This is a genomic window from Ramlibacter sp. GCM10027632 (genome assembly GCF_042675325.1).
Lineage (GTDB): Bacteria > Pseudomonadota > Gammaproteobacteria > Burkholderiales > Burkholderiaceae_C > Ramlibacter.
Genome location: NZ_JBHTGW010000002.1, coordinates 27,922 through 41,289 on the forward strand (window position 1 = coordinate 27,922; position 13,368 = coordinate 41,289).

The following is a 13,368-nucleotide window of genomic DNA, read 5'->3' on the forward strand; positions in this document are numbered from 1 at the left end:
TTAACGTGACTGGAGTTGGGTCCTTGGGGTCAACCTTTAGCGGCCCCCGCTAATCGCGACGAATGACTTTCTGCGATCGTCCCCGCATTGCTAGGTTCCAGAGTTTCGCGGCCACCCACGGAGTCCATGGCGCGATTGGTTCTCGAATTATGGTGGCGCCGCTGCGCACCAGTCACCCGTCAAGATCACGGTCGCCGCGCCTTGCAGGGTCACGGGACCTGGGGTCTTGCATTAGCACCCAAGCTTCATGATTCAAGTCGCGCATCTTCGTCGCTGCCAAGACGCCAATACCAATAAAAAACCCGCCCTCTTTCAAGGGCGGGTTTCATCAGCTTCTCAAAATGGAGGTGACGGTGCTGACGCACCGAATTCCTCCTTCACGTCTCGCTGAGTTAGGCCAGCATCAGCGTGGTGCTGTCGCTGTTGAACGAGGCGGTGCTCAGATCAATCAGGCCGGTCAGCTTCACGATGAGGTCCGTACCGTTCGTGAAGGACGTAGCGTTGCTACGGTCTTCAACGATGTAGGTGTCACCACCGAACTGGAACCAGCTGATAGCGCCGACGGAAGCGCCGCCGTTACCTGCAGCTGCAGCGTTGGCATAGTCTTGGAAGACTGCCGTCGGAGCCAGCGTCACCTTGGTGCGGGCAAACGTTTCACCACCAGCGACACCCACGTCGGCAAACTTGATGAGATCGCCAGAAGCGGCATCAGTGATCGTCGAGTAGATGTTCGCGTTGGCACCCGTTGCCTGGATCACGAACGTATCCTTGCCAGCGCCACCGGTCAGGGTAGACAGACCGCCGTTGGTGGTCAGGGTGTCGTTGCCAGCGCCGCCAACCAGGGTCACGGCATTGGAGCCAGAGCCAGCATTCAGCGAATCGTTGCCAGAGCCACCAGTGATGGTTGCAGCAGTGGTCGTGTTCAGCGACGTGACGGTCAGAGCCGCCGTCATCGCAGAAGCGTCCAGCGAAGCAACCTTGGTGCTGCCAGTCATCGTGATGTTGAGGGCAGCATTGCCAGCAACGGTGACAGTGGTCGCATCTGCAGCCGTCAGCGTCAGCGTATTGCTGTTAGCACCTGCGGCAACGTCAGTGTCCGTAGAGGTAACGTTGATCGTTTCGACGTTAGCCGAGGTCACCGTGCCGCCGGTCAGGCTGCCAGCCGAGCTCAGAACGAGGTTCAGCACATCAGCAGTACCAGTGGATGCGTTGGTAACGTTGACCTGGTAGGCGCCGACCGTGTTCCCGGTGACAGTCAGCGTGCCACCCGACGCCATCTTGTCCAGCGTCAGGGTACCAGCGCTAGCACTGGAGGTGACTTGGGTGTAGTTGCCCAGCGTCGCGAGGTCCACGGTCTGAGTGCCGGTGGCGCCCGTCAGGCTCAGGACTTCGAAGCCCGAAACCTTCGTGGCGAAGACAGCCGTACCAGACGCGGTGACGGCGTCGGCAGCGACCATCTGCAGGGTGTCGGAACCAGCGCCGCCATCAATGGCACCGGTAACAGACGTCGTGCCGGAAGCCAGCGTGAGCTTGTCATCACCTGCGCCCAGCGAGATTGCCTTCGAGGGGGCAATAGCAGAAGTGGTGACGAAGTCGACACCCGAACCACCGGCGTAGGTGGCAGCAGTTGCATCGATCGTGATCACGTTCTTGCCGGTGGTAGCGGTCGTATCGACGCTGGTCACAGTGGAGCCACTCGCATCAAGGGTGATACCAGCGGAACCGCTCACGGCGACCGTCTTGAGCGCACCCAGAGACGAGCTCGACATGTCAACGGCCTTGGAGCCAGCGACGGTCAGCGCGGTCACGCCAGCACCGGTCACGGCCAGAACGGAGTCCGAGCCGGTGGTGGTGACGTTCAGGCTGGTGACCTTGCCGGACACGCCATCCAGGCTCAGGGTAGAACCAGTCGCAAGCTTGTTCACGGACAGCGCCAGGGCGGAGCTGGAGGTGTTGGTGTACACCGTGAAACCAGCGTTAGCGGCGCTGTTGGCCAGCGACAGCGAGGCCAGAGCGTCGGACTTGGCAAACGAACCGGTAGCGTAGCCGTCGACGGTCACAGTGCTGATCGTGTCAGCCACGGTGGTGTTGCTGTAGTTCTTGTCGGTGATCTGGACAGCGCCGTTGGCGATACCCACCTTACCGGTGACCGCAGCCGTCGCGCCCGAACCGTCGGCGACCTTGGTCACAGTTGCGGAGCCAGTGCCACCGTTAGACAGGTCGGTCACGCCAGTGTTGGCAGTCGACGAGGTGAAAGTCACGGTTGCAGTGCCAGAGATAGCGCTCGTGCTCCAGCCAGACAGCGAGCCGGTGAACGTGCCCTTGGCAGAAGAACCTTGCGTAGCGCCGTTTGCGAGGTTCGCAAAGGCTGCGGCAACTTCAGCGGCAGTGGCACCAGAGGAGCCGGCAGTGAAGGTCAGGCCACCGAGGACGATGGTCTGGCCGCTGGTGAGGGCACTGAATGCAACAGTGGCCGATTCAGTGACGCCAGCGACTGCGGTAACAGCGTTCGCTGCAGTCTGAGCGGCATCTTGCGTCGCGGTCACAGCCGTAGTAGCTGCGCCACCGGTGACGGTCACGGCGCTTTGAGTGACGGTGTAGTTGGTTGCGTCAGCGGCGGCGGCGGTCTTAGCGGCAGCGCTGGCGGCCGATTGGGCCACGGTAACAGTGGTGCCGCCCGTGATTGCGATCGCACCTTGCGTGAAGTCGGCAGCAGTCGACGTGGAATAGCCGCTGGTGTTAGCAACGGAAACGGCACCAGTCGGAGCGGTGGTCGCACCGATAGTCACGGTGCCGGTGGTCTGGCCGCTCGTAGTCACAGAGACAGTCGTACCGCCGTCGATTGCGATGGCGCCGGCACCTTGAGCGGTGTCGGTCACGGAGACCGTGCCGGAGACAGCAGTCGTTGCGCCGATGGTGACGTTGCCCGCAGTAGCTTGGCTCACGGAGACAGCGCCAGCGCTGCCGTCAATCACGACCGCACCAGCGGTGCCAGTGACGGTTGCGGAGACAGCCTTACCACCAGAAATTTGGACGGTCTGAGTGGATGCCACGTCAGTGACGGTCACGTCGGTCGTCGCTGCGGCCTTGACGTTCACAGTACCGGTAGCGTTTGCCTTGAAGTCGGTCAGGCCAGTGAAGCCCGACACGTCATACACGACCGCGGTCACGGCAGCGGTGGCTGCAGCGTTAGCGGTGGTGGTGGCGCTGGCGGTGGGAAGCAGGGAGGAGTCGGTGGCGCTAGAGAAAGCGATCACAGGCAGGGCCGTGCCAGCCACCGGGGCGGTAACCACAACCTTACCGGCATCCGCACCAGAACCAGCGGCAGCAACGCTAGCACCGGCCATGGCGTTCAGGGCGAGAACGACAGCGGCAATCAGTTCAGCTTGCGTTGCGCTGGCATCCGTCGACACGGTCGTCGACAGAGTGCCGTAGCTAACCAGAACAGAGCTGCTGTTGGCGGGAGAGGCACTGAAGGTGTACTTGTTCACTTGAGCCACGGCGGAGGAACCAGCGGAACCCGCACGACCAACCGAACCAGTAGCGGTGACAGCCATCGATTCGATGTTCTTCACCACAACGCCAGCAGGCACGCCAGAAGCGGAAGCACCGCTGGTGTCGGTCACGGCGAGGGAGTCCGTGCCAGCGCCGCCGTCCAGAGAGTCGAGAGCAGTGAAAGTCGAGCCGGTGGCATTGATGACGTCAGAGCCCGTCGTACCAGTGACAGTGTCAACACCAGTAGTGAGCGAACTCGTCGCCTCACTTTCTTCACCTCCTATTCACTTCCCAACGCCTCCCCCTCCAACGCCCCCTCAACGACCCACTCCGACCCCAACGACCCGCCCCGACGGCAAAGTCCGGCCTTTTCCCCCGCCGCACCCATGCCCGTCGCCCGCCTCACCCCCGCCCTCATCGACACTCTCGCTTGCCCGCCCGGCCGCGCCCATTGGGAAGTCTTCGACACTCTGCTCCCCGGCCTCTATGTCGACGTGCAGCCCTCCGGCCGCATGGCCTTCCGCCTGCGCTATCGCACGGGCCCCGGCGCACGCCGTCACCTCACCCTCGGCAATGCGCGCGTGATCACCGTGCAGGAGGCGCGCATGCAGGCCCGCGAGGCGCTGCGCCGCGCACACGCCGGGGGTGACCCGGCCACCGCCCCTGCCCACGCGCTCGGCCCCACCGTCGCCCGCTTCTTCGAGGGCGACTACCTGCCCTATGCCCGCAGCTACAAGCGCAGCTGGGGCTGCGATGCCTCGCTGCTGCGCCACCACGTGCTGCCCGCCCTCGGCCACCGCCCCCTGGGCGACCTCACCACCCCCGACATCGCCCGCCTCGTGGCCGCCATGCAGGACCGCGGCTACGCCAAGGGCACCATCAACCGCGTGCTGGTGCTGCTTCGCTACGGCTACACCCTGGCCCTGCGCTGGCAGACGCCGGGCGTCACCGCCAACCCGGTGAAGGACCTGCGCAACCTGCGTGACGACAACCGCATCGAGCGCTACCTCTCCCCGGCCCAGGCCCGCGCCCTCTCCGCGGCCGTGGCGGCCAGCGAGAACCCGGCGCTGCGCTTCGTGGTGGCCTTCCTCCTGTACACCGGCGCCCGCAAGCGCGAGGTGCTCGACGCCCGCTGGGCCGACGTGGACCTGGCCCGCCGCACCTGGCGCATCGCCCGCACCAAGTCCGGCAAGGTGCGCCATGTGCCGCTCTCCCTCCAGGCCGTGGCGCTGCTGCGCGAGCTGCGCGCCTCGCAGGCCGAGGGCGAGGCCTGGCTGTTCCCCAACCCGCGCACGGGCCGGCCCTTTCTCTCCCTCTTCACCAGCTGGAACCGCGCCCGCCGCGCCGCCGGCCTGCCCGACTTCCGCCTGCACGACCTGCGCCACAGCTTCGCCAGCTTCCTCGTCAACGCCGGCCGCAGCCTCTACGAGGTCCAGGAGCTGCTCGGCCACGCCGACCTGCGCACCACCACCCGCTACGCGCACTTGAGCCGCGAGCGCTTGTTCGAAGCCGTGGAGGCGGTGCCGGGGATGTGAGGGGCGGGGTCAGGTCTTGCATCAACGCGACCGAATCCTTGGCGGGGCCAACGGCCGCGTCTGCTCATTCCAACGCAGCCGCACAGGCTCGTTGCCGGGCCATCGGTGGCGCCTCTACCCTGCGGGGGTCGGGATGTTGGATTATTCCGAAATTGGAATAAAATGGAGGGCCCGCATGAGAGCAAGTCCGAAGCAACTGCGCTGGCTTGGCGACAGCCTGGAGGTGGTCAAGACCTTTTCCGACGAAGCCAAGCGCTCGGCTGGCCACCAGTTGGGACTGGTGCAATCCGGAGTGGATCCCTTGGACTGGAAGCCCATGGAAACCGTCGGCGCGGGCGTGAGGGAGATTCGGATCCGGGTCGAGACAGCCTGCCGGGTGATGTATGTCGCCAAGTTCAATGAGGCCGTCTACGTGCTCCATGCGTTTGTGAAGAAGTCCAGCAAGACCAACAAGCAGGACATAGACCTTGCTGCTGACCGATATCGGGCATTGATCAAGGCAAGGAGTGCAAGATGACTGAACTCAAAGTGACCCAGGGCGGCGCCAACATCTTCGAAGACCTTGGGTTTGATATTCAAGAGTCGCAGAACCTGCTGTTGCGCTCTCAGACGATGATCGCGCTGGCGCAATGGTTCAACGCCAGCGGCCTCACGCAGGCAGCCGCGGCGAAAACGCTGGGGGTCACCCAGCCGCGCTTCAATCAGCTGCTCAAGGGCAAGATTGAAATCTTCAGCCTCGATGCCCTTGTGAACATGGCCACGAACGCAGGCATGCAGGTGGCGCTGACCATTCGCCCGCTCCCCTCCGTGAGGGTCCGCAGCGCGGCACCCCCCAAGACCGCGCAGGCCTCCAGGCGCCGTCACGCATGAGAGAGGGGAGGCCTTGCACTAACGCGACAGCTCCCAAGGTCACTTCGACAAGCGTTGATGCAAGACCTCACCCCATCGCCCCATCGCCCAGGCCGGACAGCGCTTGATCTTGCTGCTCGTGGGCGGCGACAAACGCCGCCAGCAAGCCCTGTTGACGGCACTGCGGCATATCGCTGAGGCGCAGGGCATGTCTGCGGTCGCCCGGCGCGCGGGGATCCCGAGCACGGGGTTGATGGGTCAGGTATTGCACCAACGCGACTACGGGCTCCCGCCGCCCACGGCTGGAGCCCAACGCCCGTTGATGCAAGACCCGACCCCATGACCCCGCGTCATGTAGAGTCGCCCCTCGGATTCACGACACATTTCGATACACGATGGGCCGCCCCTCGATCGCTGAACTACTGAACGCTTCCGGCCATACCACCTACACCCTCGACCTTGTGATGCGCGCCGTGTACTCGCTGTACGGCAACATCGGCGCGGGTCTCGATGAGCGCAACTGGTCTTCCATCATGGCCAGCGCCGACCCCCTGGCGGCTTCCGAGCGCGCCCTGGTCGCGATGTACCAGGACAGCAGCTACCTGCTGCGCAATGCCAACCACCTCGTCAACTCGGGGTACGTGCCGGCACAGGCCGAGATCACCTACCGGCAGATGTATGACCGTCTGGGCCTGGTCTACAAGCCGGACTGGTCGGTGGGGACGAGCTACGAGAGCCTGGGGCCTCTCACCATGCCTCAGCTGATCGCGCAGGTGCTTCCGCCTCCCCCGCCGCCCACCCTCAGCGTGGACCACTCCGTCAACGGTCTGGTGGTCCGTGTCAATGTCAATGGGCAAGTGAGCGTGTCCGTCTCGGGCAGTCTCGGCAATTTCAGCGCGGGCGACACGGTCCTCGTTGAGCAAGGCTCGATCAAGGAGGGCTACCTCTCGCTGTCCGCCAATGGCCAGACCAGTCCGGCCACGAGCCAGTATGTGGTGCTGGGCACGGGTGGCAACGATGCGATCGACACCTCGGCTTCCGGGACGCGGGTCAACTACCTGTTCGGCGGTGCCGGCAACGACACCCTGACCGCAGGCAGCGGTGATGACGTGATCCACGGCGGCGCGGGCCAGGACACGCTCCAGGGTGGCTACGGTGCCGATACGCTCTACGGTGGCGATGGGGACGACCGGTTCATCTACCGCGAGAGCGGTCTACTGCGCCAAGGGTTGGGCCTTGCTGACCGAATCGATGGTGGCGCCGGGACCAACACCCTGGTCATCGGCAACAACGTGGGCACCCAGAACGGGTTCGAGATCGACAGCGCCATGAGTTGGGCGCGGATGTCGAACGTGAGCCGGATCGAGGCGGTGGGCCCGCAGATGGCGGGGTTCTACCTCGAGTTCGGCGACGACGCCCATGAATCGGGCCTGCGCATGGTGGACTTGTCGTCGGACACGGAAACCACGGGCATGAACATCAACACGATCAACGTGTCCACGGAGACGGGAACGAGCAACGGCTACACCCTGGTGGGCTCGGCCTACGTCGACCGCATCACGGGCGGTGCGGGCCCCGACGTCGTCACCGGCGGGGGCGGCGCCGACAAGATGCTGGGTAAGGGCGGCAATGATGTCTTCGTGATGTCCGAAGACACCGCCAGCGGCGAGCGCATCAACGGCGGCAGCACGGCGAGCAACGAGGTCAACTCCATCCGCATTGACGCCACCGCCAACCTGACCAACTTGCTGGCCACCAATGCCGACGGGTCGGCCGATACCCTGTACGGCCTGCTGACCGATGGCGCCATCAACCAGGTGGTTCTCAATGGCGACAGTGCCAACGTCACCTTCCAGGGCGACTTCATCACCGGGCAGGCGATCAACTTCGCCAAGGTCAATTCGGCCGATACGAGCGATGTGGTGATCAATGTGTCCGCGGGGGCCTCGCGCGACTTCAGCGCGCTCACCTTCCAGGCCAACTTCAGGGACTCGGGCTACCACGGCCTCACCTCAGGGACCAATGCGTTGACCTTCAACGTCGTCGGTGGCGCTGCGGGGGTGACGTTGGTGGGCTCCTCGATCGGTGACGTCATCAACGGCGGCGACGGTGACGACACCCTCAAGGGTGGCACCGGCGTCGACCGCCTCACCGGTGGCCTCGGCCATAACCGGTTTATCCAGAGCCTGGGGGACTCCGAGTACCTCTCGGAGTCCTTGAGCACCATTGCGAACCGCTCAGCCAGTGGCCAATTGGCCAATGGCGATACGCTGAAGTATCCGAACGGCCAGGTCGACATCGTGACGGACTTCGACTCGTCGAAGGACTTGCTGGACGCCACCACCAGCGGTGCCATCTACACGAGCGGGCTACTGTGGATGAATTACGTCCGCGGCCAAGGCCACTATGCCCGTGGCACCTGGGATGGCACCGACCAATTCACCATTGACTACACCAGCGGCCGGGACATCCTGTACTTCGTCTCCCTCAACGGCGCCAACCTCGCCTTCAATGTCTTTGATATCGCCAACGGCGCCATCATCCTGGTCGGGGCGGGAGCGACGGGCTTCAGCGCGTCCAACATCGTATGACGGGGAGAGGGGGCCTTCGCTGCGCTGAAAGAGGGGTGGGGTCAGGTCTTGCATCAACGGGTCTTGCATCAACGCGACCGAATCCTTGCCGGGTCCAACGGCCGCGTCTGTTCATTCCAACGCAGCCGCACGAATGCGTTGCCGGGCCAGCGGTGGCGCCTCTACTACGCCCAAGCCGGACAGCGCTTGATCTTGCTGCTGGTGGGCGGCGACAAACGCCGCCAGCAAGCAGACATTGATCTGGCCCACGGGTATTGGGCTGATTGGCAGCACCGAAGGAAGTTGAAATGACCACCGCGAAAGCAAGCCGCGCGCATGACGAGACCATCGTCGAGATGCTCAGGGCCGACCAGGGGTTGCCAACGAATACCTGGCCGCGGCCCTGGACGAAGCCGACCAACCCGGCGGCCAGCAGGCCCTGTTGACGGCACTGCGGCATATCGCTGAGGCGCAGGGCATGTCCGCGGTCGCCCAGCGCGCGGGGATCCCGAGGGAGTCCCTGTACCGCGCTCTCGGGCCACGGGGGAACCCGACGATCAAGACCTTGCTGGCTGTCGTCAATGCTTCAGGCTTGCATTTGTCGGTGTCTCGAGGTTGATGGAGTCACGACTTCGTCCAAGGATTGAACGTTTCAACGGGCAGCCCGTTGAAGTCTTTCACGTTGCGCGTGACCAGGACGAGGCCATGGGTCAGGGCTGTGGCGGCTAGCAAGCTGTCAATGGCCGGCAGGGGCCAGCCAGCAGCGGCAACGAGCCGCCCCCAGCGATCGGCCACAGCTGAATCAATGGCATGGACCCGGCCGGTGAAGAACGCGGGCAACTCGGTTTCGAGCCAGTCCAGCAGCGCTTGCCTGCGAGCCTGGTCACCCACTGCCTCGATGCCCTTGCGAATCTCCCCCAGCGTGAGCACGCAGAGGTGCAACGTGAGGGGACGTCGTTACGAAAACCAGTCGACCACGCCCGGGTTGGGCGCCTTGCGCCGCAACTCGGAGAGCACGTTGGTATCGACCAGGTAGCTCAAAACGATACCTTGCGGGTGCGGCTGCGGTCACGCTCCAATTCGATGCCTTCGGCCTCATGGAGCGGCGAACGCCGCATGTAATCCACGAGCGACTTCTGGGCCTGGGACAACTTGTCGAAGGTCTCGCGGGACACGACCACGGCCACGGACCTGCCGTGCAAGGTGATGTCTTGCGGCTGCGTTTGGGCGCGCTTGACCAGCTCGGACATCCGCGCCTTGGCTTCCTGCATTTGCCATGTGTGCATCTTCGACCACCTCATACTGACCAGACAGGTCAGATTTAAAGGGCGATCAGCCTAGCAGGCCATTTCATGGCCTGTGCGCCTGTGGTGTTTGACGGGCAGCGCCTTCGGTTTCGACAGCTTCACCACCGGCGCCATCCCCGCCGTTGCGGCCATGTCCATCAGCATGTCCAGCGAGAACAGGTTGATCTTTCCACGCATCAGGTCCGAGACCCTGGGCTGGGTCACGCCAAACAGCTGCGCTGCCTCGGCTTGCGTCATGCCCCGCCCTTCGATCAGGCGGGCCAGCTCCATCATGAGCGTGGATCGCGCCCTCATGCTGGCCGCCGCCTGGGGGGTGTCCTCGATGGCATCCCAGACGCTCGCGAATTTTTGACTCTTCATGATTCGATCTCCTTGAGCAGTTGCTTCAAGCGCCGGACTGCGAGGTCGATGTCTTTCTTTGTGGTCTTCTCTGTCTTCTTCTGGAAGCAATGCAATACGTAGACAGCTTGTTCAAGTTTGGCCAGGTAGATGACTCTGAAAGTGCCCGCCTCATCCCAAAGCCTCAGCTCGGTCACCGCCTTCCCGATGCTGGGCATGGGCTTGGAGTCATTGGGGAGGAAGCCGTTCTGGATCCGGTCGAGTTGGTAACCCGCCTCCCGCATCACGGAAGACGGGAATGCTCGAAGGTCATCCAACGAACTGCCCAGAAACTCAATGTCCTTCATTGGCGATGATATACAAGGTTTTGTATTTTTCAAGCCCGGGAAGATCGAGGTCGAACGGGGGCGAAAGGGGGCGAAAGGGGGGTCAGGTCTTGCATCAACGCGACCGATCGCCCCCCCCCCCCCACCCCACTCCCCCTGACCGCCCGACTCACCGTGGAGTAATGCACCCCGAAGTGCTCCGCGATCTCGCGCAGCGAATAGCCGCCGCTGGCGTAGGCGTGCGCCATGGCCTGTGAGGCGTTGGGCGCCCCCGCCGCGTAGTCCGCCAGCGTCTGCGGCTTGGCGTGGCGCTGCAAGCGGGGCACCTCCGCGGGCGCCTGCGCGGCGCGCGCCTGCCCCAGCACCCGCTGAACGAAGGGCTCACTGCCCAGGATGCCTTGCCCCGCAGCGTCTCGCAGCGGGCTCGCGAGGCCGATGCCTCCAAGCACGAAGCGGCGGTATCGATCCATGGCCACAGCCCTGTCCCGTGCGAACCGGGCCAGGAGCCAGTCAACGTCGAGCCAGCCCGGCGCAGCGTGCAGGCCCGCCGTGGCATGCCAGGAGCTCCAGGGCCAGTCGCCTGGCAGCCGCACCATGCCGCCCCTGACGGGGTTGAGGACGATGTAGCGGCTCAACTCCAGCAAATGCGACTCCTTCTCCACCACGATGGCCTTGAAGCGGCCCTGGAACAGGTGCCCGGTTCGCTCGTGGCGCCGGTTGCTCCATTGGGTGAAGACGCCATTCAGGTGCCGCATGCCCCGCGACAAGGTGGGCTCCACGGTTTCCACCATCAGGTGGTAGTGGTTGGTCATCTGGCACCAGGCATGGCAGACCCAGTGGAAGCGGTCACAGGCCTCCGCCAGGAGATCGAGCCAGACCCGGCGATCGTGGTCGTCCTCGTAGATGGCCTCGCGGCGATCTCCGCGAGATGTCACGTGGTACAGGCAGCCAGGGAATTCGATGCGAAGCGGTCGAGCCATCGCCGCAGCCTAGGCGGGCAGGCGATTCAGCGCAAAGGACGGATGCGGTTGCGTTGGTGTTGGCAGACGCGACAGTTAAAGCTGTCGCGTTGATGCAAGACCTGACCCCATCCCGCTCGTCCAACCCGCATCGCCTCCGAGGAGCGCCTTCCCTAGACTTCCGCGCGCTGCGGATTTCGGCGTTGACCAGGGGGCAATATGAGGTTTGCATGGACCATCGGAATCGCGTTGGGCGTGCTTGGCGCGGGGTGCGGAAGCAAGTCGGATCCGAGCGAGCGCAACTTCGCCAAAGCGATCGAGGCATTCCTCGCCCGCAGCGATGGCTTGTGCCTCGGCATCCGCCAATGGCCGGTCGATATCCCCGAGTACGCCATGCGCAAGTCGCTCTTTTCACCGGGCGGGCCGCCTCGCACCCTCGTCGCGTTGGAGTCGGTCGGGCTTGCGCGAAGCGAGGATGTCGACGTGGATTCCGAGCGAACAGGCTTCGACTTGAAGCCCATGCGGGTGAAGGAAAAGGCACGGCGCTACTCGCTCACAGAAGCGGCTCGCCCCTATGTCCATGAGACACCGGACAAGCGCCAAGTTCTCTGCTGGGGCCGGGCTGTCCTCGACAAGGTGGTGAAGTGGGAAGGGCCGCTGAAGTTCGGTGAGTATCAGGAGGCCCGGGTCGCCTATCACTTCAAGATCGACGGCCAGGCCGCCTGGGCGCTGAAGCCGGAGATCCAGGAAGCCTTCTCCTCGGTGTCTGCCGCCCTCGGTGCGGCCAGTCGCAGCGAGCAGTTGGTACAAGTCAAACTGACCAACCTCGGCTGGGAGGTCTACGACCGCGTGGGGCTTCCGAAGGCATGGGACTGAGTGGGGCTGGGGGGCTGGGGTCAGGTCTTGCATCAACGCGACCGATCGCTCTCTGGTCCCACGCCATTCCCTCTGACCGTCCAACCTACCGGGGAGTCGTGTACCCCGAAGTTCTGCGCGATCTCGCACCACGAATGGCCGAACTTTTTGCTGTCGCGTTGATGCAAGACCTGACCCCATCCCTTCCTGCGCGACAATCCCCCGATCGCCCGCCTTCCCCCCGACCATGCCTCCCTCCCTTCCCCGCGCCCTGCTCGTGACCGCCACCGCCGCCCTGCTGGCCGCCTGCGGCGGCGGCAGTGACCCGAAGCCGGCCGTGAACGGCTTCCAGGTCCAGTCGATGATGTTCGGGAAGGCCGCCACCTTCTACGTGGGCGGCGTGCACCTGCGCAACACGATGGTGGCGGACACCGGCGGCGCCTGCACCAACCCCAGCTTCGCCAGCAGCAGCACCCCCGAGCTGGCGGTGCTCAATTGCACCGTGGAGCGCGTCGGCGAGTTCCCCTTGACCCTGCGCTCCGCCGAGGGCGCCGTGCTGTACCAGACCACGCTCACCGTGCCCAAGCCGCAGGTGGCCATGCTCACCGACGCCGGCAACATCACCCTGGAGCTGGACCCGGCGGCCGCGCCCGTCACGGTGCGCAATTTCCTCACCTACGTGGGCAACGGCTACTACCGCAGCACGCTGTTCCACCGCGTGATCCCCGGCTTCGTGGTGCAGGGCGGCGGCTACACCACCGGCATGGTGAAGAAGCCCGGCCAGCTGGCACCCATCACGCTCGAGAGCAACAACGGCCTGCGCAACGTGCGCGGCAGCGTGGCCATGGCCCGCACCAGCGCGCCGGACTCCGCCACCTCCGAGTTCTTCATCAACCTCGTCGACAACACCAGCCTGGACTACCGCAGCGCCAGCAACCCCGGCTACGCCGTGTTCGGCGCGGTCACCGCCGGCCTGGACGTGGTGGACACCATCGCGGCCAAGCCCACCGGCACCTTCAACGGCTTCAACGACGTACCGCTGACCGACATCACGATCACCCTGGCCCTGCAGGTGAAGTAGGCCCGGCGACGCGGGGCGCCCGGCCCGCGGGCAGGGCCTGTCACCTGCGTGC

At 64.5% G+C, this 13,368-nt stretch carries 13 protein-coding genes and 1 pseudogene; 8 read left to right on the plus strand and 6 right to left on the minus strand.

The features are described from left to right. Window positions 1–392: 392 nt before the first annotated feature. A complete protein-coding gene (locus ACFQZY_RS03510) occupies window positions 393–3,575 on the minus strand; it encodes a beta strand repeat-containing protein (protein WP_377412690.1) in 3,183 nt (1,060 codons plus the stop codon). 306 nt (window positions 3,576–3,881) lie between these two features. Between ACFQZY_RS03510 and ACFQZY_RS03515 the strand changes: the two genes are divergently transcribed. The 6 genes from ACFQZY_RS03515 (at window position 3,882) to ACFQZY_RS03540 (ending at window position 9,068) form a co-directional block, all read left to right on the plus strand. Continuing rightward, window positions 3,882–5,030, plus strand: coding sequence for a tyrosine-type recombinase/integrase (locus tag ACFQZY_RS03515; RefSeq protein ID WP_377412692.1), 1,149 nt, complete (start codon window positions 3,882–3,884; stop codon window positions 5,028–5,030). Between the two features lie 175 nt (window positions 5,031–5,205). After that, window positions 5,206–5,547 (plus strand): type II toxin-antitoxin system RelE/ParE family toxin, encoded by a 342-nt coding sequence (locus ACFQZY_RS03520; RefSeq protein ID WP_377412694.1) that lies wholly within the window; start codon window positions 5,206–5,208, stop codon window positions 5,545–5,547. Further along, a complete protein-coding gene (locus ACFQZY_RS03525) occupies window positions 5,544–5,900 on the plus strand; it encodes a helix-turn-helix domain-containing protein (RefSeq protein ID WP_377412695.1) in 357 nt (118 codons plus the stop codon). Before ACFQZY_RS03520 ends, ACFQZY_RS03525 begins: the two co-directional genes overlap by 4 nt. A gap of 374 nt (window positions 5,901–6,274) precedes the next feature. After that, window positions 6,275–8,470, plus strand: coding sequence for a hypothetical protein (locus ACFQZY_RS03530; RefSeq protein WP_377412697.1), 2,196 nt, complete (start codon window positions 6,275–6,277; stop codon window positions 8,468–8,470). A gap of 287 nt (window positions 8,471–8,757) precedes the next feature. Then, window positions 8,758–8,895, plus strand: coding sequence for a hypothetical protein (locus tag ACFQZY_RS03535; RefSeq protein ID WP_377412699.1), 138 nt, complete (start codon window positions 8,758–8,760; stop codon window positions 8,893–8,895). Continuing rightward, a complete protein-coding gene (locus ACFQZY_RS03540) occupies window positions 8,892–9,068 on the plus strand; it encodes an addiction module antidote protein (protein ID WP_377412701.1) in 177 nt (58 codons plus the stop codon). The genes ACFQZY_RS03535 and ACFQZY_RS03540 overlap by 4 nt, the downstream gene beginning before the upstream one ends. 5 nt (window positions 9,069–9,073) lie before the next feature. Here the strand turns inward: ACFQZY_RS03540 and ACFQZY_RS03545 are convergent. The 5 genes and pseudogenes from ACFQZY_RS03545 to ACFQZY_RS03565 form a co-directional block, all read right to left on the minus strand. Next, window positions 9,074–9,490, minus strand: a pseudogene (locus tag ACFQZY_RS03545) (type II toxin-antitoxin system VapC family toxin). After that, window positions 9,487–9,735, minus strand: a complete 249-nt coding sequence (locus ACFQZY_RS03550; protein WP_377412703.1) for a type II toxin-antitoxin system Phd/YefM family antitoxin — start codon at window positions 9,733–9,735, stop codon at window positions 9,487–9,489. Before ACFQZY_RS03550 ends, ACFQZY_RS03545 begins: the two are co-directional and overlap by 4 nt. Before the next feature lie 51 nt (window positions 9,736–9,786). Further along, on the minus strand, window positions 9,787–10,116 hold the full coding sequence (locus ACFQZY_RS03555) for a helix-turn-helix domain-containing protein (RefSeq protein ID WP_377412705.1): 330 nt from the start codon (window positions 10,114–10,116) through the stop codon (window positions 9,787–9,789). Continuing rightward, window positions 10,113–10,442: a type II toxin-antitoxin system RelE/ParE family toxin gene (locus ACFQZY_RS03560; protein ID WP_377412707.1), complete on the minus strand. Its 330-nt coding sequence runs from the start codon at window positions 10,440–10,442 to the stop codon at window positions 10,113–10,115. The genes ACFQZY_RS03555 and ACFQZY_RS03560 overlap by 4 nt, the downstream gene beginning before the upstream one ends. Before the next feature lie 29 nt (window positions 10,443–10,471). After that, window positions 10,472–11,401 (minus strand): transposase, encoded by a 930-nt coding sequence (locus ACFQZY_RS03565; protein ID WP_377412709.1) that lies wholly within the window; start codon window positions 11,399–11,401, stop codon window positions 10,472–10,474. Between the two features lie 198 nt (window positions 11,402–11,599). Here ACFQZY_RS03565 and ACFQZY_RS03570 point away from each other — a divergent pair, with 198 nt between their 5' ends. Next, window positions 11,600–12,256 (plus strand): hypothetical protein, encoded by a 657-nt coding sequence (locus ACFQZY_RS03570; protein ID WP_377412711.1) that lies wholly within the window; start codon window positions 11,600–11,602, stop codon window positions 12,254–12,256. Between the two features lie 226 nt (window positions 12,257–12,482). Then, window positions 12,483–13,316: a peptidylprolyl isomerase gene (locus ACFQZY_RS03575; protein WP_377412713.1), complete on the plus strand. Its 834-nt coding sequence runs from the start codon at window positions 12,483–12,485 to the stop codon at window positions 13,314–13,316. Window positions 13,317–13,368: the final 52 nt, after the last annotated feature.

Excerpts from the sequence above, each read along its gene's own strand:
- ACFQZY_RS03525 (WP_377412695.1), top strand. The coding sequence starts at position 5,544 with ATGACTGAACTCAAAGTGACCCAGGGCGGCGCCAACATCTTCGAAGAC.
- ACFQZY_RS03530 (WP_377412697.1), top strand. The coding sequence starts at position 6,275 with ATGGGCCGCCCCTCGATCGCTGAACTACTGAACGCTTCCGGCCATACC.
- ACFQZY_RS03555 (WP_377412705.1), bottom strand. The coding sequence starts at position 10,116 with ATGAAGAGTCAAAAATTCGCGAGCGTCTGGGATGCCATCGAGGACACC.
- ACFQZY_RS03565 (WP_377412709.1), bottom strand. The coding sequence starts at position 11,401 with ATGGCTCGACCGCTTCGCATCGAATTCCCTGGCTGCCTGTACCACGTG.
- ACFQZY_RS03560 (WP_377412707.1), bottom strand. The coding sequence starts at position 10,442 with ATGAAGGACATTGAGTTTCTGGGCAGTTCGTTGGATGACCTTCGAGCA.
- ACFQZY_RS03575 (WP_377412713.1), top strand. The coding sequence starts at position 12,483 with ATGCCTCCCTCCCTTCCCCGCGCCCTGCTCGTGACCGCCACCGCCGCC.
- ACFQZY_RS03515 (WP_377412692.1), top strand. The coding sequence starts at position 3,882 with ATGCCCGTCGCCCGCCTCACCCCCGCCCTCATCGACACTCTCGCTTGC.
- ACFQZY_RS03520 (WP_377412694.1), top strand. The coding sequence starts at position 5,206 with ATGAGAGCAAGTCCGAAGCAACTGCGCTGGCTTGGCGACAGCCTGGAG.
- ACFQZY_RS03570 (WP_377412711.1), top strand. The coding sequence starts at position 11,600 with ATGAGGTTTGCATGGACCATCGGAATCGCGTTGGGCGTGCTTGGCGCG.
- ACFQZY_RS03550 (WP_377412703.1), bottom strand. The coding sequence starts at position 9,735 with ATGCACACATGGCAAATGCAGGAAGCCAAGGCGCGGATGTCCGAGCTG.
- ACFQZY_RS03535 (WP_377412699.1), top strand. The coding sequence starts at position 8,758 with ATGACCACCGCGAAAGCAAGCCGCGCGCATGACGAGACCATCGTCGAG.